The organism is Nocardioides daeguensis (assembly GCF_019192965.1).
GTDB classification, from domain to species: domain Bacteria; phylum Actinomycetota; class Actinomycetes; order Propionibacteriales; family Nocardioidaceae; genus Nocardioides; species Nocardioides daeguensis.
The window spans coordinates 15325-38372 of the sequence record NZ_JAHTKU010000017.1; the positions used below are offsets into that span (position 1 = coordinate 15325).

28 protein-coding genes are annotated in these 23048 nt (G+C 69.9%); 14 read left to right on the forward strand and 14 right to left on the reverse strand.

What is annotated here, in order from left to right; all coding sequences use genetic code 11:
- Nucleotides 1–93: 93 nt before the first annotated feature.
- Nucleotides 94–324, forward strand: coding sequence for a hypothetical protein (locus KU893_RS13735; protein ID WP_218234942.1), 231 nt, complete (start codon nucleotides 94–96; stop codon nucleotides 322–324).
- 211 nt (nucleotides 325–535) lie between these two features.
- Here KU893_RS13735 and KU893_RS13740 read toward each other — a convergent pair whose 3' ends face one another.
- Complete coding sequence (locus tag KU893_RS13740; RefSeq protein WP_218234943.1) at nucleotides 536–1390, reverse strand: hypothetical protein; 855 nt, start codon at nucleotides 1388–1390, stop codon at nucleotides 536–538.
- 234 nt (nucleotides 1391–1624) lie between these two features.
- Here KU893_RS13740 and KU893_RS13745 point away from each other — a divergent pair, with 234 nt between their 5' ends.
- Entirely contained in the window at nucleotides 1625–1990 is a 366-nt protein-coding gene (locus tag KU893_RS13745; protein WP_218234944.1) for a hypothetical protein, read from the forward strand.
- Entirely contained in the window at nucleotides 1980–3503 is a 1524-nt protein-coding gene (locus KU893_RS13750; RefSeq protein WP_218234945.1) for a hypothetical protein, read from the forward strand. The genes KU893_RS13745 and KU893_RS13750 overlap by 11 nt, the downstream gene beginning before the upstream one ends.
- 150 nt (nucleotides 3504–3653) lie before the next feature.
- Here the strand turns inward: KU893_RS13750 and KU893_RS13755 are convergent, their stop codons facing one another.
- The 6 genes from KU893_RS13755 to KU893_RS13780 form a co-directional block, all read right to left on the reverse strand.
- Entirely contained in the window at nucleotides 3654–4679 is a 1026-nt protein-coding gene (locus KU893_RS13755; protein WP_218234946.1) for a hypothetical protein, read from the reverse strand.
- Between the two features lie 300 nt (nucleotides 4680–4979).
- The gene (gene dprA, locus KU893_RS13760) at nucleotides 4980–6017 is read right to left on the reverse strand and encodes a DNA-processing protein DprA (protein ID WP_218234947.1); all 1038 of its coding nucleotides are present in this window, start codon (nucleotides 6015–6017) and stop codon (nucleotides 4980–4982) included.
- Entirely contained in the window at nucleotides 6014–6178 is a 165-nt protein-coding gene (locus KU893_RS13765; RefSeq protein WP_218234948.1) for a hypothetical protein, read from the reverse strand. Before KU893_RS13765 ends, dprA begins: the two co-directional genes overlap by 4 nt.
- A 14-nt stretch (nucleotides 6179–6192) precedes the next feature.
- Nucleotides 6193–7221 (reverse strand): DUF4192 domain-containing protein, encoded by a 1029-nt coding sequence (locus KU893_RS13770; RefSeq protein ID WP_218234949.1) that lies wholly within the window; start codon nucleotides 7219–7221, stop codon nucleotides 6193–6195.
- A gap of 21 nt (nucleotides 7222–7242) precedes the next feature.
- Nucleotides 7243–7632 (reverse strand): single-stranded DNA-binding protein, encoded by a 390-nt coding sequence (locus tag KU893_RS13775; protein ID WP_218234950.1) that lies wholly within the window; start codon nucleotides 7630–7632, stop codon nucleotides 7243–7245.
- A gap of 243 nt (nucleotides 7633–7875) precedes the next feature.
- Nucleotides 7876–8331: a hypothetical protein gene (locus KU893_RS13780; RefSeq protein ID WP_218234951.1), complete on the reverse strand. Its 456-nt coding sequence runs from the start codon at nucleotides 8329–8331 to the stop codon at nucleotides 7876–7878.
- 333 nt (nucleotides 8332–8664) lie between these two features.
- Here KU893_RS13780 and KU893_RS13785 point away from each other — a divergent pair, with 333 nt between their 5' ends.
- The 6 genes from KU893_RS13785 to KU893_RS13810 all read left to right on the forward strand — a co-directional run bounded on the left by KU893_RS13785 (nucleotide 8665) and on the right by KU893_RS13810 (nucleotide 14917).
- The gene (locus KU893_RS13785; RefSeq protein ID WP_246592637.1) at nucleotides 8665–9282 is read left to right on the forward strand and encodes a ParB/RepB/Spo0J family partition protein; all 618 of its coding nucleotides are present in this window, start codon (nucleotides 8665–8667) and stop codon (nucleotides 9280–9282) included.
- A 29-nt stretch (nucleotides 9283–9311) separates the two neighbouring features.
- Nucleotides 9312–10439 (forward strand): tyrosine-type recombinase/integrase, encoded by a 1128-nt coding sequence (locus KU893_RS13790; RefSeq protein WP_218234952.1) that lies wholly within the window; start codon nucleotides 9312–9314, stop codon nucleotides 10437–10439.
- The gene (locus tag KU893_RS23635; RefSeq protein WP_203048837.1) at nucleotides 10436–12532 is read left to right on the forward strand and encodes a tyrosine-type recombinase/integrase; all 2097 of its coding nucleotides are present in this window, start codon (nucleotides 10436–10438) and stop codon (nucleotides 12530–12532) included. The genes KU893_RS13790 and KU893_RS23635 overlap by 4 nt, the downstream gene beginning before the upstream one ends.
- A 183-nt stretch (nucleotides 12533–12715) precedes the next feature.
- Complete coding sequence (gene cmtR, locus KU893_RS13800) at nucleotides 12716–13075, forward strand: Cd(II)/Pb(II)-sensing metalloregulatory transcriptional regulator CmtR (protein ID WP_218234953.1); 360 nt, start codon at nucleotides 12716–12718, stop codon at nucleotides 13073–13075.
- Complete coding sequence (locus KU893_RS13805; protein ID WP_203048836.1) at nucleotides 13072–13671, forward strand: cadmium resistance transporter; 600 nt, start codon at nucleotides 13072–13074, stop codon at nucleotides 13669–13671. The genes cmtR and KU893_RS13805 overlap by 4 nt, the downstream gene beginning before the upstream one ends.
- Before the next feature lie 403 nt (nucleotides 13672–14074).
- Entirely contained in the window at nucleotides 14075–14917 is an 843-nt protein-coding gene (locus KU893_RS13810) for a hypothetical protein (RefSeq protein ID WP_218234954.1), read from the forward strand.
- A 103-nt stretch (nucleotides 14918–15020) separates the two neighbouring features.
- On the opposite strand, the gene KU893_RS23295 is transcribed toward KU893_RS13810, so the two are convergent.
- From KU893_RS23295 to KU893_RS13835, 5 genes are all read right to left on the reverse strand, one after another.
- Nucleotides 15021–15482 (reverse strand): phosphotransferase, encoded by a 462-nt coding sequence (locus KU893_RS23295; protein WP_218234955.1) that lies wholly within the window; start codon nucleotides 15480–15482, stop codon nucleotides 15021–15023.
- Entirely contained in the window at nucleotides 15479–15739 is a 261-nt protein-coding gene (locus KU893_RS23790; protein ID WP_218234956.1) for a protein kinase family protein, read from the reverse strand. The genes KU893_RS23295 and KU893_RS23790 overlap by 4 nt, the downstream gene beginning before the upstream one ends.
- Nucleotides 15711–16010, reverse strand: coding sequence for a hypothetical protein (locus tag KU893_RS13825; protein WP_218234957.1), 300 nt, complete (start codon nucleotides 16008–16010; stop codon nucleotides 15711–15713). The genes KU893_RS23790 and KU893_RS13825 overlap by 29 nt, the downstream gene beginning before the upstream one ends.
- A 109-nt stretch (nucleotides 16011–16119) precedes the next feature.
- Nucleotides 16120–17796, reverse strand: coding sequence for a hypothetical protein (locus KU893_RS13830; RefSeq protein ID WP_218234958.1), 1677 nt, complete (start codon nucleotides 17794–17796; stop codon nucleotides 16120–16122).
- Nucleotides 17797–18007: 211 nt separating this feature from the next.
- Complete coding sequence (locus KU893_RS13835) at nucleotides 18008–19144, reverse strand: hypothetical protein (RefSeq protein WP_218234959.1); 1137 nt, start codon at nucleotides 19142–19144, stop codon at nucleotides 18008–18010.
- 253 nt (nucleotides 19145–19397) lie between these two features.
- Between KU893_RS13835 and KU893_RS13840 the strand changes: the two genes are divergently transcribed.
- The 5 genes from KU893_RS13840 to KU893_RS13860 all read left to right on the forward strand — a co-directional run bounded on the left by KU893_RS13840 (nucleotide 19398) and on the right by KU893_RS13860 (nucleotide 21880).
- A complete protein-coding gene (locus tag KU893_RS13840) occupies nucleotides 19398–20414 on the forward strand; it encodes a DUF932 domain-containing protein (protein WP_218234960.1) in 1017 nt (338 codons plus the stop codon).
- Between the two features lie 80 nt (nucleotides 20415–20494).
- A complete protein-coding gene (locus KU893_RS13845) occupies nucleotides 20495–20956 on the forward strand; it encodes a hypothetical protein (protein ID WP_218234961.1) in 462 nt (153 codons plus the stop codon).
- Nucleotides 20956–21261 (forward strand): hypothetical protein, encoded by a 306-nt coding sequence (locus tag KU893_RS13850; protein WP_218234962.1) that lies wholly within the window; start codon nucleotides 20956–20958, stop codon nucleotides 21259–21261. Before KU893_RS13845 ends, KU893_RS13850 begins: the two co-directional genes overlap by 1 nt.
- Nucleotides 21258–21509: a hypothetical protein gene (locus KU893_RS13855; RefSeq protein ID WP_218234963.1), complete on the forward strand. Its 252-nt coding sequence runs from the start codon at nucleotides 21258–21260 to the stop codon at nucleotides 21507–21509. The genes KU893_RS13850 and KU893_RS13855 overlap by 4 nt, the downstream gene beginning before the upstream one ends.
- On the forward strand, nucleotides 21506–21880 hold the full coding sequence (locus tag KU893_RS13860; RefSeq protein ID WP_218234964.1) for a hypothetical protein: 375 nt from the start codon (nucleotides 21506–21508) through the stop codon (nucleotides 21878–21880). Before KU893_RS13855 ends, KU893_RS13860 begins: the two co-directional genes overlap by 4 nt.
- Nucleotides 21881–21943: 63 nt before the next feature.
- Here the strand turns inward: KU893_RS13860 and KU893_RS13865 are convergent, their stop codons facing one another.
- A complete protein-coding gene (locus KU893_RS13865) occupies nucleotides 21944–22483 on the reverse strand; it encodes a hypothetical protein (RefSeq protein WP_257441175.1) in 540 nt (179 codons plus the stop codon).
- The gene (locus tag KU893_RS13870) at nucleotides 22449–22838 is read right to left on the reverse strand and encodes a hypothetical protein (RefSeq protein ID WP_218234965.1); all 390 of its coding nucleotides are present in this window, start codon (nucleotides 22836–22838) and stop codon (nucleotides 22449–22451) included. The genes KU893_RS13865 and KU893_RS13870 overlap by 35 nt, the downstream gene beginning before the upstream one ends.
- Between the last annotated feature and the right edge of the window lie 210 nt (nucleotides 22839–23048).

Below are 23048 nucleotides of genomic sequence, written 5' to 3' on the forward strand. Positions count from 1 at the left end.
TCAGCCGAAGTGATCGCTCCCACCCCTGGGTCGCACTTAGGAGACCAGGACTGGCGCAGCCGGTGCCGGTCCACGGGATCCATGGGAGTTCACATGAGTGACGCCGCTCGCGAGGAAGCCGCGCTCGAGGAAGAGGCCCGGCAGCGCGCCGAGGAGATCAGGGCCACCGAGGAGGCCGCCGCCCTGGCCGCGGCCGCCGACACCGGCCCCTCCCCAGACGCCGAGATTGCGCAGGTCCACCGATCCGGCCGCCAGCACAAAAACACCGACACGGCCGCCTACCAGCGACCCCAACTCGGCCGCCGCCGAGGCCCGCGCCGCTAGGAGGTCCGCGATGGCTACCGCACTCGCAACAGCGGACCGCAGCTCTGACCGCACGACGGTCCGCTGGGTCGACTGCTCCCACAAGCTGGGGTCGCTTCCCTGCATGAACCACATGCCGCACGAGGGCAACGGCCGCGGCTGCGTGCACCACTCCACGTCCGGCTTCCAGGAAGACGATTAGCCCGCCGACCTGCAGCGCCCAGAGATGTCCTCAGCCGTGCACCAGATGCAGCCGCGGCCGCTGCGGCTGCTCGACGGCCGTCTCCAGGCGCTGCAGCCGCTCGAGCGTCATCGGATGCCCATGACGCCGGAGCAGACCAGCCAGCACCGAGCCCAGGCCGAGCGAGACCACCAGCTGGTCGGCAGCGGCCTCCGACCAAGCCTCGACCCGCAGGCCGGCCGCCGGCACCAGGTAGGTCAGCGCGATCACCGCACCGCCCAGGATCCCCGGAGCGGCCCGCCCCTCAGCGACCGACTGCACGATGCAGATCACCCCGACGACACCCCGCAGCGTCCACGCCAGCCGCATGAACGGAAGCCAGGCGAACGCCCGGCCCGCGCCACGGAACGTCGCGACCACCAGCCGCCACGGCGACGTCGCCGCCAGCACAGCGAGCTCCAGGCGCGGCCGGACCGCTCGACGCCGGCCGACATCATGAGCCATCGCGGCGGCCGCCTCCGCAGCGGTCACTCCTTCGCCATAGGTGGCCTCCACCAGCCCAGGGGTGACCACCACCGCGCGATCCGTGATCGCCACAGCCACCGGGGTGCTCGGACCCTGACGCCGGCGCACGAACAGGGCGCCGACGTCGACGCCGCGGCCGACCAGCTCGGCGAGCACCGGAGCCATCACCTGGAGCTCAGCTGCGGTCGCGGGCCGCGAACCGGTCAGCGTCGCGATCGCCGGCACCTCGAACTGGCCGATCGCCAGCGCAACGAGCAGGCCGCTGGCGGCCAGGAACGCCACCAGGCCGAGCGCCGGCGGGAGCAGGGCGCACACCACCACGGTGAGGACGAAGCTCACCAGCAGCGCAGGCGCCAGCGTCACCACCCTCAGCACGGTCATCGGGAACCTCATCATCACGACCCTCCTCCGTCTGCCAGCACTAGTGCGAACCTCTTGACTTTGCCCGCGGTGATCGTCCGGCAACCGCCGAACGACATAGGCGAACGAGACCAGTTTGTGCCCAGCCGCCGACACGACCCCGAGTTATCCACAGCCCGCCGCACAGCGGAGCGAGGACCAACCCGGAAGTGGGTTCATAGGCCAGACCGACCTTCGACCGAAAGGAACACACCCGTGGACACCCTCAAACCTGACGGCACCTGGGACCGCCTGGGCTCGATCGCCCTCCTGCTGCACCAGGCCGCCATTCAGGTGTGGAGCGACGCAGACCGGGCCACCGCCGACTCGCCGCTGCACGGCCTCGGACTCGGTGTCTATCTCGCGCACTCCCAGGCCAGCGCCATGCTGCCCGACGACTACGAGCTGCCCGACGTCGACGAGGACGCCGACCTCGAGGAGCGCACGCCGCTGCAGCTGCTCACCGAAGCCGAGGAACTGACCCGTCCCCTGCCGCTGCACCGCCCCGACCTGGTGCACGGTTCCCAGCTGGTCGTCGACGTGTGCGACCTCATCCGGGAAGCCCGCGGTCTTGGCTACTGACCTGCGGCTGGCGTACGCCGACATCGACCAGGAGCTGTTCGACGTCGACCAGATCCCGATGACCACGCGCGACGTGCGCAGCGTCGGCGAGATGCTCGTCGACGTCGACTACCTGGCCCGCCAACTCCTCATGGACGTCGACGGCGAAGCCGCCGGCACGCTGCTGCGCAGCTGGCCGACGATGGTCGCGGCCGCCGAGGACCTGTGGGCATCCCTGCCCGGTCGACGTCCTGGCGTCGACGAGCGCGACCGGCCCATCGCCAGTCTCTCCGCCCAGGCCGCCACCATCGAGACCAGCCTCTCCGGCCGCACGGCGTGGCCAGGGCAGGGCCCGACCAGCCCTCGCCTCGACCAGATGGCCCAGACCTTCTTCAACGCCGCGGGCCTGGTGCGCCGCTACGGCGCCGAGATCCCCCACGAGCAGCGCGACGCTCACCGCGACCTCGAGGCAGCACGCACCCGGATCATGCACGGGCTCTACCTGACCGCCCATGCCGTCAACGTCGCGCTCCACGAGCACGGCCGCGACCGCGTCAACGACGCCCGCAGTGCCGGCCGACGGATCCACCTCGCACAGCACCACTCCCCCTACGCGATCGCCCCCACCGGTGTCTGGATCGACCGGATGTCCGCCTGCGAGAACACCGCCCACAGCTACCTGACCGCTCGATTCCCCCAAGCCCTCGCCGGCGAGGCGATGCGGCCCGCCGACGACCCCGGCAGGCTGGCGCAAGCACTGGCCAACTGGGACATTCAGACCCACCGCGCGCTGGCCCGGCATCCCGCGCCCTCCAACATCCTGCTGATCACCCGCACCCAGGGGCTCATCGCCGGCGCGACCATGGTCCTCGTCGACGCGGCCGCGGCCGTCGGCGTGCTCGAGTGTTCCGAGCGCCTGGTCCCCGCCATCGCCGAGGCAGGGCGGTCCTGGAGCAACCTGGCCAGCCGCTGGAGCGACCTCGCTCCCCCGGGAGTCTGCCTCGAGGAGCCGCTGGCTCGCGCGGCCGCGGAGGTCCGCGCTGCATTCCGCCAGACCACCCACGACAAGACCACGTTAGCCAGCCCCGAGGTCATCGCCGGACGCCCAGGGCTGTCTCAAGCTGTTTCCGCGACGCTACGGGCGATCGAGGCCGGCTCCGAGCTCGCGATCGTTGTCGCCGAGAAGGCCGAGGCACCCGACCTCGTCGGGCCGGCCCGCGCATTGTCCCGTCGGGCGCACAACGACGTCGAGGCCGGCCTGGCAACTGCTCCGGCGTTCGGCCGCGACGTCGTCTGGGTCTCGCCCGCCGACATCCTCACCAAGCAGCTGGTCCCTGTCCCGGCGCCAGTCTCGGAGGCGATGCGCGCAGCCAGTAGCGCCACGAGTGCTGCCGCGATCGCCGCTTCCGCAGTCGCGGCCCTGCACGGTCTGAGGGGAGGAACGTCGCCTGTCGGTTCGGGTATGTGCATGGGTCGTGACTTCAGAGAGCCCCACGCGATGTCCCGCACGCGGCCTTCCGGTCCTCCTCGATAGTCTCAGATTGGAACGTTGTGCACAGGACGGCCATCGACAGAGTCCCGCTCATGGCCACGCCTCATAGGCAACTAGAGGCCCCGATCCACTGCCGACTGCCCGCTGTGCAAGGCATGGTGGACGTTGCCATGGGTCAATCCTCTTCATGGGTCAATCCTCTTCGCGAACGTGAAGCCGCTCGAGTGGAGTGCCCGGCAGGTCGGCGGGGGTCGGGGTGTCCAATACCGCGGCATCGATCAGGCGGCACTCCAGGGAATCCCAGAAGCCTTCCTGGCGACTGGCGCCCATCCGGTAGGTATCGACGTTGACCGTCACGTGCACCGGCACGTCGAGTCCGGGTGTAGCGCCCGCCATCATCTCGATGCGTGTCTTGAGCGCCTCGCCGTAGGCGGTCCATTCATGGACTCGTTGCTGCTGCATCTGCTCCTCGAGGTTGGCGATCACAGCGCAGAGGGAGTCTTGTTGTGCCTTAAGGCGGTCGTGCTCGGCCCCGAGCTCGGGAGTCTTAGGGATTGCGGCGCCGGTCGCCCAGCCGGAACGCAGGCTCTCCTCGAGTTCCTGGTGGACCTTCGCTGGGTGCTTCGGGTCCAGCCCTACCCGCCAGTCGTCCCATGACCACGCTGGCGCCTCGGGATCGCGCGCGACGAACTCTCCGGATCCGGTCAGGTCGTAGAGCCACAGGTAGTGATCGTCGTCGATGTCGCTGGCCGCCTCGGCGACCTTGTAGCGGCGGTCGATCTCGGCCTCCGCGGCGTCGTACTGCTCCACGGCCTCGTGGACACGGTCGACCACCAGCTCCTCGATGTAGAGCGTGATCTCGATCGGCTCGGTCCGGTGCGCCCACAGTTGAGCCTCATCGGCGCCGACGGTGGAGAAGAGCAGCTGGCGGACACCTTCGGCCTCCCATGACCCGGGCCGGCCGTCGAGGATGGCGTCGATCCCGCCAATGTTGGCTGCGGCGCCGGCGAGCGCGAGGGTTACGAACTCGGCCCAGTCCGTCTGATCCGGCACCGCCAACGTGTCATCGACCCACTTGCCATCCTCCGTGCGCCGCAACCGCGGCCGGGGAATACGGGCAGCGTCGGTCAGCGCGCGGATCGCGTCGGCCAGCTTCGCCTGATACGCAGCGTGGTACTCCTGCGCTGGAACGGTGGACTCCTCGGGGATGCTGCTCATCTCCGTCCCCTTGTCGTGAGCCCCTCCGCCCCGAGCATGAGCGGCGCGCCCGCCACGGCGCCAAGCATGCGCCAGCGAACGGCCTCGATGCCGAGGTCAAGGTCGAGCAGCCATTGGTCCGGCCTAGCCGGGCGCTCGCGGGACGCTGCGTCCTGGTGCGGGATCTTCTTCGACGGATTTCTCATGGTGACTTCCTCCCGAGTGCGGCCTGGTCGACGTCGTCGCCCCGACCTAGGACTCTCAGCAGAGTAGGTGCGGATTCCGACCCGAAGCGGGTTATCCACAGGTGCCACAGAGGCGTCACCGGCGGGGCGCGGCCACCGGTCCTACAGTGGTGGAGGCCGCCCGCGGCAATCGCACGGGTCCTGGGACGAAGGATTCGTCGAGCTGCTCAGAGCCGCCGGTTGCCGTGACAGCCGCGTGGGCGGTGAGGTCGGTGACGACGTCCTGAACGTTGATGACCATGCTGGCCTGGCCGAGGCGGATCAACTGGTTCACGCCGGTGGAGGCCGCGCTAGTGACGGGGCCGGGGACGCCCATGACGGGTCGGTGCAGGTTGGTGGTCCAGCGGGCCGTGTTGATCGCGCCGCTGCGCAGTGCGGCCTCGACGACGACCGTCCCCTCAGACAGGCCGGCGACGATCCTGTTCCGGGCCAGGAAGCGGGTTCGGGCAGGTCCGGCGCCCGGGGGCGCCTCGGAGACGACAAGGCCGCGTTCGGCGATCGCCTCGAGAAGCTGGGCGTGTGCGGCCGGGTAGGGCCGGTCGACGCCGCCGGGCAGGACGGCGACTGTCGGGCCGCCGGCGATGAGGGCGCCGCGGTGCGCCGCCTTGTCCACGCCGTAGGCGAGGCCGCTGATGACGGTGTGGCCCACGGTGGCGAGGCCGCGGCTCAACTCGGTTGCCTGCTCGGCGCCGTAGCTGGTGGCGGCTCGCGATCCGACGACCGCGACGGAGTTGCCGGCGAGCTGACGCAGGTCGTGCGCTCCGCGGACCCACAGGCCGACGGGCTCGCCGCCGCGTTCGTGGAGGGCGCCGGCATTGCGGAGTGCGCCGAGCTGGGTGGGCCACTCGGCGTCGCCGGGGACGATGAAGCGGATGCCGCGGGCGGCGGCCTGCTCAAGCACGTGGGCGGGGTCGACGCGGCCGAGCTCCTGGGCGAGCGCGAAGCCCCAGTGGGACTCGACGTCCGCGGCGGCCTCGAGGTAGCCGAGGACCTTGCCGGCGCCGAGCTCGCTGACCAGGCCGGTGACGCGGACGTCTCCGGGCTCGATGGTCCTGCTGAGGGTGACGCGGGCGACCCGGTCAACGTCGTCGACGTCGGTGCGGGTGGCGCTCATGCCTGGCCTCCCCGCAGCAGGTCGAGGTCGGGTTCGTGGATGACGTCGAGGCGCTTATCGGGGGCATAGGCCGCGGGCTCGGGCACCACCAGGCGGCGCAGCTGGCGCTCGGTGGCGCTTGTCTGGGCGTCGTCGATCGGGTCGGTATCGTCGTAGTTCATCGCGCTGTCCCTTCTCAGCGGCCCGGGGCGGGGCGGTCGGTGATTGGCTTCGTGCTCGGCAGGTCCCGCGGGTGTTCGGGAGGCTTGGGCACGAAGGACTCGTCGAGCTCGCCGGCGAGGTCGCGCATCTGCGTCTGGTATCGCTCCCACTCGCGGGGGTGGATGCCGTTCTGCAGGGCCGAGGCGACGATGGCGGCCATGGAGTAGGGCCGGTCGCCGGGCACCTGGTCGAGAGCGCACCAGGCCTTGGCTCCGTCCCCATGCAGCCAGCTGGCGAAGCCGAGCATCGAGGCCGGCACCGCCCGCACCTCGTCCGGGGCGCGGCGGGTGAGGTCGTTCCAGATCGCCATGTGGGAGGTGTGGTTCTCCCGGTTCATGTCCTCCCAAAGCGCGTCGCGGGTGCCGATCGTCTCCAGCGCAACGAGCATCCGAGCGCCATCGACGTCGGAGAGCCGATTGGCGTCGGTGTGGAACTGCTCGAGACGGTCCAGTGCCCAGTCCCGCTCGACGGCGGGAGTGCTGTCGGCGGCCGCGACTCGGGCCGCGGGGATCAGCTGGGCGATCGGCTCACGGTCACCGACCATGGATGCGGCCAGCGAGGCCCGACTGGCCGCCGGCTGGGCGGCGCCGGTCAGCACGGTCGCGGCCGCGATCCGCTCGGCGGTCGCCTGGGTCTGCAGCCCGGTCTGGCCGGTGTTGAACTCACACCACCGCTCCCCGTCGGCCCACAGCCGGACGTGGGTGGTGATGCCCACTGTGTCGAGGCGGTTGGACAGATGCTGGCTGGCCAGCTCGGCGCTGCGGCGGTCCTCGGTGAAGCAAAGGATCGCCAGGCGCGCTCCATGGCGGGCGTGTCGGCCGTAGGGGCCACTGAGGGCGTCCCAGACCTCCTCGCGGTCAGCGGCCGTCTTCGGCAGGTCGACGCGGGTGATGGGGAGCCCGGGCCGGAAGGGCACGAGGACGATCGATTCCTCAGGCTTGAAGCCGAGGACGTGCGGCACTGCGGCGAGCAGCTCGTCCGGGGACTGTACGACGAGATCCATCGGAGCGAACCTCCTTACGGCTCAGCTGGCCTGGGCCGGGCGGGCCGCGCGCTCGATGCGCGCGGAGACGTACTTGAGCGACAGGCCGGCCTCGCCGAAGCGGTTGTCGACGACCACGACGTCCTTGGTGCGCTTCTCGCCGGTCTCCTTGTCCGGCCAGCTCTCGGTGCGCTCGAGGCCGTGGACGAAGATCGGGTCGCCGGATCCGCAGCTGTCGTGCACGTGGGTGGCGGCCGAGCCGAAGATCTTGACGTTGTGCGCGGTGGGCTCGTCGTTGACCCACTCCCCCTCGTCGTTCTGCACTCGCCGGTTGACCAGGACCCGGCAACTGACGAACGGCTTGTTCTCGCGGGTGTAGTGCAGCTCGGGAGCCTCGGCCAGGTTGCCGGCGAAGGTGACGGTGGTGGACATGACTTCCTCCTAGGTGACGGCGAGACGGAAATCGGTCCCGCAGTCACCTAGGTCCGTTCGGGGCCCGGCAGCGATCACCTCGCCCGAACTTGTTTCGGATTGCTCGAGCTCGCAGAGAGACCAGGGGCGCTCACCCGGCGGGCGCAAAGAAGCGCCCCGACCGGCTCTCGGGTACCGGATCGGGGCGCTGGGAAGGACGCTAGGCGAGGCCGCCGACACAACCGTTCCGGCGGTTCCGGCGAGCTACGTTGCCGGCCGGCGCCGTGGCGGTCGGTTGCTGAGCTTCTGCGGAGGTGGTGGCAGCTCGCGGCCGAGTCGGCGGCGGGAGTCCTCGGCCGCGGCAATGACCGCCTCCTGGGCGAACGCAGAGCGGGCGAGCATCCGGCCGAGCTCCTGGCGATCGGTGACCAGGGCGTCCTCGACCGTCTCCATCGTCGAGGCCGGCAGGTCGTGCTTCTTGTTGAAGCTCTTGCGGGTCACGCTGGCCAGGGCGGGATGGTTCTCGCCGGCGGCCGCGAGCTCGGCCCGCTGCTGGGGCGAACGTCGGGCGTGCAGCTCGAGCGCCTGGGCGAGCCAGCCGACGAACGAACCGGGCGACTCGGGATCGATGTCTAGGTCGGCGACGTACGCCGAGCGGGCGAGGTCCCACACGCCGGGCTTCCAGTAGATCCCGACCGGGATCGTGGTCTGGCTCGTCACGCCGCCACCACCTCAGCCGCTCCCCTGCCCCGCCGGCCGGGAGCGATCGCCGACAAGCTGCAGCGGCTAACACCAACGCCGTTGCACTCCCGGGCGGGGCCGTGTTCAGCCGTTCCCACGCTCGCTCGATTCCTTCCGTCCAGACAGCTACGAGGTGCAGCTGCGACGCGCCGCCGCAGCGGAGGCCGCGCCCGGTGAGAGCAGGGGGTTTTCCCCACCCTCGGGACGTGCCCACCTTTCCACAGGTTCGCCCTGCGGCCCGGTAGGTGTCGGCCCCCGTTAGGAGACTAGGTCATGTCAGTTCTTTCTATTCTAGACATGGAGGACAGCAGCATGACCGACACCATCCAGACCCCCGCCGACACCGCCGCCGAGGAGGCCACCGAGGCCGTCCAGGCCGAGGAGTTCCTGCACCTCGACCCCGCCGCGATCATCATCGGCACCAACGTCCGCACCGACCTGCGGCCCGACCACAAGGAGTTCCGCAAGTCGATCAAGGAGCGCGGCGTGCTGGAGGCCGTCACGGTCTACCGCGACGAGGACGGGCAGTACGTTCTGCTGCGTGGCCAGCGGCGTACGGTGACCGCCGCCGAGGTCGGCACCCCGACCGGGCTGATCCCGGCCCGCGTCGTACACCAGCCCTCCGACGCCGACCGGATCGGTGACCAGATGGTCGAGAACATCCATCGGGCCGGGATGCGCGAGTCCGAGATTGTCGCGGGCGTGGAGCAGCTGGCCCTGCTCGGCGTGAGCGCCGCGCAGATCGCCAAGCGCACCAGCATCGACCGCCCGACCGTGAACGCCGCCCTGGCGGTCACCAAGGCCGACCAGAGCCGCAACCGACTCGACTCCGGCGACCTGACACTGGAGGAGGCCGCGATCTTCGCCGAGTTCTCTGTTATCTCGACACGCCGGAGTGGCGACGTTCCCAGGGTGGGGACTGCGGCCTGATGGGCTGGGCACCGGCGAGGGAGGCCGGGGTGCGGGTGGTCAAGGAGCGCGAGGGCGGCATCGTCCGTCGCGTCGTGCTGGTCGACGAGGCCGGTGACGAGGTGGTGCCGGTCAATCGGTTCCTGTCCCATCTGGTTGATTCGGGGTACAGCCCGAACACGGTGTGCGCCTACGGCTACGACCTGCGGCACCTGGCGCTGTTCCTGGCCGATCGGTCGCTGGGCTGGAACGACTTTCGTCCGGCGACGGCGCTGGAGTTCCTGGGCTACCTGCGGCGCGTGCCGTCGCGTCGGCCGGCGCAGCGCCTCGGGTTGACGGTGGCGACCGAACAGGGGCGGCTGTTGTCGCCGGCGACGGTGCAACGTGTGCTTGCCGCGACGTCGAGCTTCTTCGACTGGGCGATCGCGGCCGAGCAGTACACCACCGGTGAGAACCCGATGCTGCGGCGGATCGACCACGCGCTGGGCCGGGTGCCGGGGCGTCACCAGCCGTTCGTGGGCGCTGCGAGCCGGCAGCAGCCGATCCGCCGTACGGTGCGGGTCCGGCTGCCGCTGCGGTTGCCGCGGCCGATAAGCAGCGAGGACATCGACGCTCTGCTGGGAAGCCTGACGACGATGCGCGACTTGGCAATCTTCTTGCTGATGCTCGACGGCGGCCTGCGCCCAGGCGAGGTGTTGTGCCTGCAGCTGGACGACATCTCCTACGGTCGCCGTCGCGTCACGATCCGCAAGCGCGATGACCACCCTCGTGGCGCCCGGGCGAAGGCGCGCCACGAGCGGGTGGTGGACCTGCATGAGCCGCGCACGCTGGACGCGGTCAACCGGTACGTGCTGCACGAACGCCCACTCGATGCGGAGAGCCCGTTCGTGTTCCTGGTCGGCGGCGCAGGCGCGCGCCGCTGTGAGCCGCTGAGCTACCAGGCCGTGGTGCGCGGGTTTGCCCGCCGCCTGGACCGGCTCGGTATCCGGTCACCGGACAAGACGCCGCACGCGCTGCGTCACACACATGCGACCGCGATGTGGGAGGGCGGGATGCGGGAGCTGGCCTTGCAGAAGCGGCTCGGGCATGCCTCGCCGGAGTCGGTCCGCATCTACACCCGCGTCTCTGACGAGCAGGTGCTTGCCGACTACGACCACGCGCTTCGGGACCGGTCGTGACCGCGGCCGGTCCCGCGCGGCATCTGACGGCGGCACCTGAACCGGTGGTGGTGCCGCGGGTGCACGCTGACCGGGCCACCTACCAGGAGTGGGTCGATCAGCACTGCACCAGCTACGCGTCGCGCTGGGATCGGATGAAGAACTACGACCGGTTCGTCGAACAGTGGCCGGTGCTGCAGGACTGGTTCGATGCGCCGCTGCGGCACCGCCTGCTGGACAAGGAGAACTGCGTTCGCGGGCAGCATCCGCACGGCGGCGCGAGCGTGATCATGCCCTACCTGACCTACATGTCGCTGGTGCGCGGTGTCGGTCTGGACTACCCCGTGCTGCTCGCCAGGACGTTCACCAGCCCGTTCAAGCTCCAGGCCCGCCACGGCGGCCTCGGCGTGGACGCCGGCCTGTTCGACCGGCACGTGGCCCGGCTCACCGAGCTCGGCTACGCCACGGCGCGTGCGCAGCTGGTCTGGCCGCTGGGCCGGATGCTGCTGCATCGCGGCGACCCGAACCTGACTGCGCTGGGCGTGGACGACCTCGACGAGCTCCGCGTCGCGATCGACGCCTTCACCGCCCGGCTGCGTCTGGACCCGGTGCGAGAGTTCTACTCCCGGGCGCCAGTCGAGCGACCGCCGGTCGAGGTCGCCGACGGGTACCTGCGCTCGGCGATCGCTCGCTTGCACGCGGTGCACGTGTTGCTCTTCGACCTCGGTCAAGTCGACCGCCCACCCACCGGACGCGTCACCGCCGGCAGCTGGGTGGACCGGCTCGCCCCGCCCGAGGCGCCGCCGAAGATTCGCGCCGTTATCGAGCGCTACCTTCGTCTGCACCTGGACGCCAATCTGGACCGGCCACAGACCGTGCGCCACGCCAGGGACGCGCTGCGCCGCCTGGTGACCTGGATGGGCGAGGCGCATCCGGAAATGGCCAGCCTGGCCGACCTGGACCGCGAGCATGCCGAGCAGTTCCTACGTTGGCTCGGCACCCAGAGCAACCAGCAGACCGGCGCTCCGTTGAGCATCAGCTTCCGGCGAACCGTGGTCACGCTGATCACCCGGTTCGTGACCGAGACCGCCGCCTGGGGCTGGGACGACGTGCCGGCCCGGGTGCTGTTCACCCGCGGTGACATCCCGAAGATCCCCAAGCCGCTGCCGCGGTTCATCCCCGACCACGAGCTCGCCAAGCTGATGACCGCGGTGGAGCAGCTGCCCAATCGCTACCAGCGGGCGGCGCTGATAGTGGCCCGGTGGAGCGGCGCACGTCGCGACGAGATCCGCCGTCTCGCCGTCGACTGCCTCGACACCTACCCCGACGGGCACCCGCGGCTGCGGATCCCGGTCGGCAAGGGCTACGCCGAACGCATGATCCCGCTGCACCCACAGGCCGCGGACGCGCTGCAGCCGCTCATCGACGAGGCCCGCCGGCAGGGCGGTCGTCGGCGCTACGACCCCAGCGCCGGCCGGGAGGTCCAGCACATCTTCGTGGTGCGCGGAAAGCTGCTGTCCAAGTCGCTGCTGTTCGACATGGCCCTCGCCGAGGCCTGCACCGCGGCGGGCTTGGTCGACTCGGCCGGCAAAGCGACGATCACCGCGCACCGGTTCCGGCACACCATCGGTACCCAGCTTGCCGAAGGTGGAGCCCGGATCCAGACGATCATGGCGGTGCTCGGGCACGCGACGCCCAACATGTCGATCATCTATTCGACTTTGTCGGACCCGACCGTCAAGCAGCAGTACCAAGACGCCCTTGATCGCCACCTTGGCCCCGACATCGCCTTGGCTGGTCCGGCCGCGGACGCGCTGCGTGAACACCGCCTCGACCCCGAAGCCGTGTCCTGGCTACAGACCAATTTTCTCAAGACCGAGCTCGAGCTTGGCCACTGCCTGCGCACGCCAGCCGAGGGGCCGTGCGAGTGCGATCTCGTGTTGTCCTGCTCGAAGTTCCTCACCACCAGTGACTACGCACCCCGCCTCCGGGCGCGGCTTGACATGGAGCAGCAGCTCATCGACGACGCCACCACCCGCAACTGGCCACGCGAGATCGAGCGGCACGAAGCAACCAAACGACGTCTGGAGCAGCTCCTCCACGACCTGGCCTGACTGCTGCGCGTGTCGGGATGCCCGCGCTAGCCGGAGCCAGACTGTGTGCACGGACATGCCGATGAGAGCGCGTCGGCATTCTGCCGGTCAGACTCGCCGATGCGCATCGAGGTCAGCGGGTCACGTCGGCCGGGCGCAACCCTCACAGACGAACAGTTCAGCGACTGCTGTACTGTCTCGGCCATGTTGACCGTCGCCACGCGCCTGGAAGTGATGAATCGGCTTGGTCGAGCAATGGCCGATCCGACCCGTTCGCGTTTGTTCATGATCCTGCTGGAGCGGCCCGCGTATCCCGCCGAACTGGCTGCCGATCTTGGCTTGACCCGGTCCAACGTGTCGAATCACCTATCGTGTCTGCGGGACTGCGGCATCGTTGTGGCGGAACCGCAGGGTCGCCAGATGCGCTATGCCATCGCTGACCCGCACCTGGCGCGAGCACTCACCGCATTGGTGGAGGTCACCCTCGCGGTCGACGAGAGTGCACCGTGCATCGACCCGGCCTGCTCCTTGCCCGAGTGCGGCAGCGGAGGGGTCGGCGCGTGATGCTGACTTCCGCACTTCAGGCGATCGGGTTGTTCATTGCCACCAACATCGACGACATCATCGTGCTCTCGCTGTTCTTTGCCCGAGGGGCCGGACGAAGCGGGACCACAACTCGAATCTTGGCTGGTCAGTACCTCGGCTTCGCTGGCATCTTGGCCGCAGCGGTGCTCGTCTCATTGGGGGCAGGGGCCTTCTTGCCTGAGGAGGCGATTCCCTACTTCGGCCTCATCCCGTTGGCCTTGGGCCTCTGGGCGGCATGGCAGGCTTGGCGTAACGGCGACGATGACGATGACGAGGCGAAGGTCGCGGGCAAGTCAGTAGCAGTCTGGACAGTCGCCGCAGTCACCTTCGCCAACGGTGGGGACAACATCGGCGTCTACGTTCCGGTGTTCCTCAGTGTTGGCCCCGCCGCGACTGCCGCTTACTGCGTCGTCTTCCTCGTCCTCGTTGCGGCCCTGGTCCTGCTCGCCAAGTTCGTTGCCACTCGGCCAGGGATCGATGAAGTCCTCGAACGCTGGGAGCACGTGCTGTTCCCGATCGTCCTCATCGGACTCGGCATTGTCATTCTCTACAGCGGCGGAGCCTTCGGCCTTTGATCTGACCAACGGAGTTGAACTGTCGGTTGAAGACCATGGCGACTGTCAGGTGGCATTCTTCGATCGGTGCGGCCATCCGGATCTGCCGCATTCCGCGCGCAGGGCCTGGTCTGGTGAACTCTGACCGCGACCGCTACAGCTCCACCATCGCGAATGGCTCCTTACGTCCTGTCATGCGGCTTGACAGGCCACGACTGTCCACATAATCGAGCACCACCCCGACGCCGTCGAGCGGCTGGAGAACGCCAAGCGGTGGCGGCGCTCGCTCGCCCACGAGGCCCAGCGGCTCCGCGACGAGGCCGCCGAGCGCGAGGCCGACGCCGCCGAGGTCGAGCGGCTGCGCGCCGAGGGCCTGCCGGTCCTGACCGCCGAGGAGGTCGAGCAGGCCGAGCAGTCGGGCGAGGTGCTGCGCATCGAGCGGCTGGTCACCGAGGACGGCGAGCCGCTGGCCGAGGAGGAGTGGCCCAACGTCCCCGGCGCTCGCGTTCACGTCGTCAAGGAGTGGGTCTACCCCGAGGACGAGTACGACGAGGAGTCCGAGGACGGCAGCGACGAGCCGGAGGACGAGGACTACCAGCCCGCCGAGCCCTACCAGCAGTACGTGCCGGTCTGGGTCGTGACCGACCTCGCCGCCTCCGGTCTGCGTCGTCGCGGCGGCTCCGGCAGTAGCACCGAGGAGGGCGAGAACGAGGAGGAGGCCGAGGCGCAGCGCGAGCAGCAGCGCCAGGAGCGACGCCGCGTGATCGCCAACAACAAGGCGTGGGCCAGCGCGGAGACGGTGCGCCGCGAGTGGCTGACCGCGTTCGTCGCTCGCAAGACCGCCCCAAAGGGAGCCGAGGCCCTGGTCTGCGAGGCCGTCGTCACCGGCCACCACTCGCTGAGCAAGGCCATGGACCACCGCCACCCGATGCTCTTCACCCTGCTGGGGGTCGAGCGGCCGACCGGCTACTACGGCGCTGGCCACGACGAGTGTCGCAAGATCGCCAACAAGGCGAGCACGCCCAAGGCCGCGACCATGACCACGCTCGCGGCGGTCGTCGCGGCGTGGGAGGCGACGACCGGCAAGCACTCGTGGCGCAACCCGAGCGCGTGGGACGCCCGCGTGCTCGGCGCGCTCGTGGAGTGGGGCTACCAGCCCAGCGAGGTCGAGCGGATCCTCCTCGGCGAGGAACAGCAGCCGACCACCGAGGACGCCAGCGACAACGCCGACGACAACGCCGATGAGGCCAGCGACAGCGCCGCCTGATCCGTCACCCCCTCCCCCACCCGTGTCGAGATACCGCGAGGATTGACGGACCGCACGCGACGCACTTGGCCGAAACCGGCTCTGATGGCGGCCGTGGTCAAAGTTATCGGTTCGTCAGGCCGGCCAGGTGGCTCAGCGCCGACGGTCCCCATCCGGTCGGGTCGCCGCCGGGAGGGACCAGCGCGAGGGCGTGCCAGAGCACGAGGGCATCCCACCAGCCGGCCTCGACGGGGGTGAGTTGACGTGCGCATTGGTAGCCGGACAGGAACTCCGCGCGGACCTCGCCCGAGACGGGTCCGCAGTTCCGGAAGCGCGTGCCGAGCATGACCGCTGACCGGGCCAGCTCGACGACGCCGTGGTCGAACCCGGCTTCCTCGAAGTCGAGGATCGCGGCGACCTCGGCCCCGGCGTACAGGATATTGGCGGAGCGGAAGTCGCCGTGGACAAGCTGCATTGGTAGGCGGTTGGGTGGTGCGCCGACAACCAGTCGGCGCAGGGTGTCGCGAGCTGTCGCGGGTAGGTGCTCGGCGCCGGAGTCGAGCCAGCTGGTGTTCCGGGCCGTCACGGCTCAGACGGGCGTTCGAGCGCAGCGACGCGGTCGTTGTCGGGGTATGCCGCCAACGCGTCGTGCAGCTCGGCCAAGACCGCTCCGGCCGCTCGCACCTGGCGCTGATCGGCGGTGTCGAGTAGCTCGCCCCGGATCTCGTGCTGGAGGCCCATCGAGACTCCGTCGACCTCGACCTGGAGGCGCCCATCCGTGGCCGGAACCGGGGCTGATACTGGCAGGCCACGGTCATCCAGCCAGGGCGTGAGCCGCGCCATTTCCCGACAGCTGCTGGAAACGGCGAGGCACGACCGACCACTTCGCGAGCATGCGCCCGGACGGCGTATGAACCCAGGCCAAGGCTTTGTGGTCGCTCATCACGATCCGATCGCAGGAATGGATCCGTACACCCCAGTGCTCGTTCAGCATGGCGGCTACCCAGCGAGTCGCTGACTCGCCATCGCTGAAGCCGAACCTTCCGTCGAGCGCCTCATCGGGGTCGTGCGCCTCCCACAACATCTCCAGCGCCGGGGCGTGCGACTCGACCACGGGTCGTATCCCATCACAGGTGAACGGGGATGGCGGTCGCTCGGGGCGGGAACCTGCTCGGCTCAATGCGCGGGACGTACCTAGTGTCGAAGTCGAAGTAGTCCGCCGCTCAGCCGTCGCCGGGTTCGTAAAGCAGTTGGGTGAAGGTCGCCTCGACTGAGACCAGCCAGGTGCGGACGAGACCGACGGTGCCGTTGGAGGCGTGCTTGCCGCCCTGAAGGCTCTCGGTCAGGTACGCCACCGATGCGGCGATGGCCTTGGCCTGCGCGGCGATGAGCTTGGTCTCGCCGGGGTGGCGCTCGTGGAACGCGGCCGCGATGCGGCCGGCACGGGTGGGGTGGCGCTCGCCGTTCTTCTCGTGCACGGAGTTCTTCGGGAGGCGCCCTGCGGCGAAGAGCCGCAGGACGAGGTCGGACGGCGCGAGAGCGCGGAGGGTCCGGTCGATGGCTTCCTGGACGGCGTGCGACGCCATCGAGGTCGCGGCGGGGCCGTCCTGCTCGACTTGTGCCCAGGCGCCGCGGAGCAGGTCAGGGACGTGCGGGTCGAGCGCGCCGAGACGGGAGAACAGCAAGCCGCGCAACGCTTCGGGGCCGTTGAGCCACGGTTCGACGATCTCGGCCTCGAACAGCTCGCCGGCTTCGTCCTCGATGGTGCCGTCTGCGACCAGGAGGTCGGCAGCGGCGATGCCGGCGACGCTCCTGCTGGCCCGGACAGCGAAGGTGAGCTCGTCGAGGTCGGGTGCGACCGACATTCCGGCGAGGAACGACCGGAGCTCGCGGGTCGGGCGGGCGCTGACCGTCGGGGCGAGGACCGAGGCCTTGTTGAGTTCGGCATAACGGCCTACGACCCGGGCGGTAGCCGTGTTCGCGGCGACGATGTCGCGCAGGAGCGACGCGCCGGTCTCAGGGACGGCCATCGTGCCGATGAGGGAGCGGGCGGTCGCCTCGGACAGCAGGGACTGCCGCCAAGACGCGACCATCTTGTCGCTGCCGATGAGGTCGGCGATGCCGCTGGTGGCGACGAGCTGCTGCATAGCCAGGGAGCGGGTGCGGGCGATCTCGGTGCCGGCGAGCCCGTTGAAGATGCTACGGACGGCCTCGGACTGCCCGAGCGCGGCCTGGAAACCGGAGACGTCGACCTTCGGGCCGAGGTCCTTGGCGAACGCTGCCAGGGTGGAGGACGCGGTCAGACCGAGATCCGCGGCCCTGAACCCCTTCAGCGACTCGCCCACGGTCGCCGCGAGGGTGCTCCTGGCAATGCCGAGGCCCTCGGTATCAGCCATGAGCTTCCCGATGACCGAGGTGACCGAGTCCGACGCCCTCAGACCGGACGCCAAGGAGAACGCAGCGCGGTCTGCGGTGGACCGTCCGAGTACCTCCGCGAATCCGCTCAGCGCGTTCGTCCGCGCCAAGGCGTTGCTCTCCAAGATGGACTTGTACGCGCTGCCGGCGACGAGGTCGCTCAGCGTCTTGGTCTGCGCAAGCGCACCGCTCGCGAGGATGGACTTGTAGGCACTGCCGGCGACGAGTTCGCTGATGCGCTTGGTGGTCTCGAAGATCTGCGGTGCAACCGCCGGTTGGACGAGTTCGCCGAGCCGTTCCCGTGAGCCCTCGGTGATGGCCAGGGCACGGGCCGCAGCTGCGGCGACCTCGGCGGCCTCGTCGGCGGTGAGGTCGTCGAGCGTGTCCAGATCGAGCACCGGGGTGCCCCTGTCGGTCGTGTCCTGGGCACTCTCGTCCCCGGGCACGGCTATGCCCGCGTCCTGGTCGTCACTTTCGGCGGTCACGCTGCTCCTCCCTTGTCCCGCCCATTCTCCCAGGCACTCCCGACAAGCCCGAGGATTCTCCGTCGCGCGCCGGGCCGTCGTCGTCTGGCGGTTCCCGGCCCGACATCGTGCGGGCGAGCTGCCGGTCGGTGGCCAGCGTTCCCGGGCGAGTCGGAGGCATGGAGGGCGGTAGCCGCCTCACGTCGGAAGGCGGGCCTGGACAGTCGTTCACTCAGCCATCGACGACGCGACCGCTGCTGCGGTTGGCGTGGTCGATGTCGAGGATCTGGAAGCGGTCGCGGAAACCGATGCCAGCCTCGCGTCTGACTTGGCCGCCTCCGGGTGGCGTGGTCAGCGGGAAGCGCATCCCGAGCGGCGCGTGAGCGTCGATGTTCTTGGGCCTCGGGCCGCCGACCGGGTAGCCGGGGAACGGTGGCGGCAACTGGTACTCACGGAGGTCGTCGCGGTCTTTGAAGTGCTCCACGGCCGCGACATGAAATAGCGCTCCGTGCGCCATGGCGAGCATGTAGGCCTCGGCGAGCAGTGCCGACGGCTTGAGGCGGAGTTGGGTGACCTCCAGGCCTTGACGGTGCCCATCGACCTTGGGGCCGCGAGCGAGGAGCTCGAGGACGGGCTGGTCGAAGATGTCGATCGCGTCGGGTCCGGTGAGTGCGCTGAGTGGAACCGAGCCGTCCGCGTTAGGTGGTGTCGTCAGGAAAGTGACCCGCATGTCGGACCTGGCCCGGACGGCGAGGCCATGCTTGACCTTGTTGTGACCTGCTTGGAGGTCGATCTCGGCCGGGCTGAGCAGCCGTGCCGCGTAGCCGAGCCACTCGACGAGGACGTTGCAGGCATCGACGATCTCAGGGCTGCCGCGAGCAGTCTCGAGTCTTCCGGGTTCAACCAGCGCGCGGAGCATCCGCTCGCCCGGGTCCGCCTCCTGGGCACTTGCATTCAGGCGCTCGATGACCTCTGCGATCTGTGTCGGTCCCGCGGCGATCTCCGCCCACAGACACCTCACGCCGGCGCCCATCGAAGGGGCAAGACGGGCGCACGCAAGCCGCAAGAGGGCTTCGGCGGCGTGGTGGCGGACCGCGAGCGCGTCGGCGGCCACCTGCGCATGCACGTCAAGCTCCTTGAACGGTCCGTCGGCGGCGGGGCGTTGCAGGTGCTGGTTGAACTCGGCGCGGATGCTGCCGGGCTCAGGCTCCGGCAAGGGGACGTCCGACATGGGTGCGCCCTCGTGCCATGTCAGCAGCGAGGCAATGCGCGAGCTGAAGTATTGGAAGGGGTCCGAAGCGAGGAACGTGTCATCGAGCTCGCGAGCCTGTTCTTCGGTGAGGTCCTGCCCATCGGGCGGCGGGTACATGATCGAACCGTAGGCCCATCCCTTCTGGGAGGGCTCGCTTCTGTGACGTGGCGCCACAGGTGACAAGCGTGCCGCTCGGACGAACCCCAATGTCTACCCCTTAGGTAGATCTTGACATTGACAGCGACTTGTCAAAGTTCGCTGCATCTCGACAACCCGAGGGCGGTTCTCCCGGTGGAGAACCGCCCTCAGTAGAATAGAAACCATAGAATGAACCCAGTTCGTTTGATCCGCTACCCGGGAGGACCCCGACATGTCACACGAAATCGAGACCCACGGCACACAGGCCGCCGCCGTCTTCGCCCGCAAGGACGCCTGGCACCGCCTGGGCACCACCGTCCGCGACCGCGCGTTCACCGCCGAAGAGGCCATGCGGCTCGGTCACCTGGGCGGCTGGGACGTCCGCAAGCTGCCGCTCACCACCGCCGAGGTGAGCGAGGGCGGCGTCACCGCGATCGAGGTCCCCGGCTTCGCGACGGTGCGCACCAACCCGTTCACCGGCGAGCCCGAGGCGCTCGGCGTCGTGGGCGGCGGCTACACGCCGCTGCAGAACGAGGACCACGCCGAGTTCCTGAACCTGCTGGCCGACGAGTCCGGCGCGATCTTCGACACCGCCGGGTCGCTGCGCGGCGGGCGGCAGGTGTTCATCACCATGCAGCTGCCAAACTCGCTCACCGTCGGCGGCACCGACCGCGTCGACCTGAACATCGCCGCGCTCAACAGCCACGACGGCTCCAGCGCGTTCCGCATCCTCGTGACCCCGGTCCGCGTCGTGTGCGCGAACACCCAGAGCGCGGCCCTGCGCAACCACGAGTCGTCGTTCTCGATCCGGCACACCCGCAACGCCAAGGCCGCCGTGCAGGCCGCCCGCGACGCGCTCGGCCTGACCTTCACCTACGTCGACGCGTTCCAGGTCGAGGCCGAGCGGCTGATCCAGCAGACCATGACCGACGCCGCTTTCGACGCCCTGATCGACGCCACGTTCGGCAAGGCCGAGGCCCACGCGACCAAGCGCGTGCGCGAGACCGAGCGCCGTCGCCGCTCCCGGCTGCACTGGCTCTTCGCCGACGCCGACACCCAGGCCGGCATCCGCGACACCGCGTGGGCCGGCTACCAGGCCGTCGCGGAGTACGTCGACCACTACGCACCGGTCCGCACCGCCAAGAACCACGGAGGCGACGAGAACACCGCCCGCGCCACCCGCGTCCTCACCAGCGACGACCCCGACCGGATCAAGCGCCGCGCCTGGACCGCGCTGGCCACCGCCTGACCGTCCGTCCCGCAAGTCCTCCGGTGGCGGGCTGAGACCCCGAGTCCGGCCCGCCACCGGCCCAAACGAAGGAGGAGCCCATGGCCGACACGACCACCCACACTGACCTCGCCACCGAGCAGGTCCGCGCGTGGGATCTCCGACCCACCGACACTCTGGTCGACCCCGACACCGGAGTCGCGTTCCCCATCATCACGGTGACCGTGGACGAACCCGGCCGCGCCGGGCGCGAGGTCCACATCGCAGCCTTGGTCCTCGGCGCCCGCACCCTGCCGCTCAACCAGTTCGTCACCATCGCGAAGCGGGACAACGTGCCGACTGGCGCTGCCTCCGACGTCGAGGCGAACACCGCCACAGACCGGCACAACCTCAGCGAGACGGCCTGCGACCTGATCGTCATCGAGCACCGGCTGCGCGACGTGGGCCGGTGGACCCCCGAGACCGCCCGCGCCCACCTGGACGCGGCCCTGTCAAGCGTCGCCACGGCGCTGGACGCCCTGCACGCCGAGTACGCCACCCGCACCACCGAACAGGAGCAGTGATGACCGAGCAGACCCAGCCGGACCCGACCGGCACCGTGATCAGCGAGCGCGACCAGCGCCGCATCGTCGCCGCCATGATGAAGATGCCGTACGCCGCCAGCAGCCGCGTCCCGAAGCCGTGGACCGCGATGGGCGAGACGGTCACCGCCGATGCCGTCGTGGCGTTCCTCGACGGCCTCGCCGGGGTCCTGACCGAGGTCGGCACGGAGAACGACCAGCACCGCCGCCGTCTGTTCTCCCTCGAGGCCGACGTGGAGGCGTTCCGCCGCCTCATCGGCACCGCACCCGCCGAGGTGACCCCGTGAGCGCGCACATCGAGTGGCTTGCCGCCCGCGAGACCAGCGTCCAGGTATTCACCCCCGGCGACGACTGGGTGGGAGCCGGGGAGCACCGCCAGCCGGTCCTGACGCTGGCCTGGGACGACGTGGTGGCGATCCAGGGCACGCCCGCCGAGTTGCGGGCGCTCGCCGCCCGGATCACCGCCGCGGCTACCGCCGCCGCTGGACGGCTCGACCTCGCCGCCGCGACCGCCCGGCAGGACCAGCCAGCATGAGCGCCGACGACGCCGCGCTGCGTGCGCTGGAGGCCGCGCGACCCCCCGGCCCCTGGACTCCGAACGGCGACAAGATCCGCGCCACCGCCGCCGACGCCCTGATCCCGGACAACATCCTCGTCGCCTACGCCGGTGCTCACTGGCAGCGGCTCGGGTTCAAGACATACCCACGCGGAGGCGACGTCCTCGAGCACGCGCCCGACGTGGAGTTCATGGCCGCTGCCCGCACCGCGCTGCCCGACCGCCTGGACCGGCTCGACCGCATCCGCGACCTTCACGCCCGGTGGGGCGAGCAGGCACCCGAGGACGCGGACGGCTACCTCGACCTGTGGGAGACGCTCGGTCGGCTCCTCGACGGCGAACCCGGCTGACCCACGCCGACCGCAAGGACGCCCGCAGCGCTCATCGCTGCGGGCGTCCTTCTGGGTGGCGCGTCACCACAAGGTCAGCTGCTCGCCCAGCAGCTCCTGGAGCCGAGCGAGGTCGTCGGCTACGAGCTGCGGGTCCTCACGCGCCAGGTCGCGCAGTTCCCGCGCACGTTTACGCGGGCCGCGCGGGTCGGCCAGCGGGCTGTACGGCAGCCGCCGCTGTACCGACCACTCACGGCGGTTCTGCGCCGCGCTCGACACCACGACGTGGTCCGGCGCGATCCGCTGGCACAGCGGGTTGTGACAGCGGTGCCCAAGCAGCCGCGCCTCCGCGAGCGCGTCAACGCCGTGCATGACTGCGTACGCGAACCGGTGGGCGATGATCACCCGCCCCGGCGCGTACCAGAACCGGCCATGGCCACCGCCGTTCGTGCGCTCCCGCTCGGAGCGACCGGCCACCGCCCCGGTCCACCACAGACACTCACTGCCCGGCACCGTGGCGACCTTCGCCCGGTAGCGCGTGAGCACCGCCGGGTCCGCGATCGCTGCCGCGACCGCCGCGAGACCGGCGTCATCCAGCCGACGTACCGGCACCCGCTCCCTCACTCTCAGCCAAGGCTGCCGCCGCCGCAGGCCGGAAGTCCGGCGTACCCGCGACCTCGTCCAGCATCGGGACCGCGAGCCGCCGCAGCCGCGTCGCCTCCCGCACGGTGACCGTCTCGCCGCACCACTCCACGGCCTCGCCCAGGGACAGCCCCTCGACCTCGGTCAACTCCCGCAGCGCCTCACCGGCGCGCTTCTCGGTCTCGGTCACCGCCGCGTCCCGCTGACCGATCGCAACCATGACCTGTTCGGCCAGGTCGGTCACCCGGCGCTCGCGCTCCTCACGCTCCTTGCGCCGCTTCTCGGCCATCTCCCGCGCCGTACGCCGCGCCTGCTGCTTGATCGTCTGCTGACTCATCCGGTCCTCACTCCGTGTCGACATGGACTCTGACAGTCACCTACGACAAGTCCCGGTGCCCGTGCGATCACCACCGGCCAAGAAACTTCCGAACCCGACGACCTCGACCCCGAATCAGCCCAGCCAGAACCCAGCCCGACCCGTCCAACTCAGCCAGCCCGAACCCGACGACCTCGCCGTCACCGACGCCTCCCAGCGTCCCCCCAGATT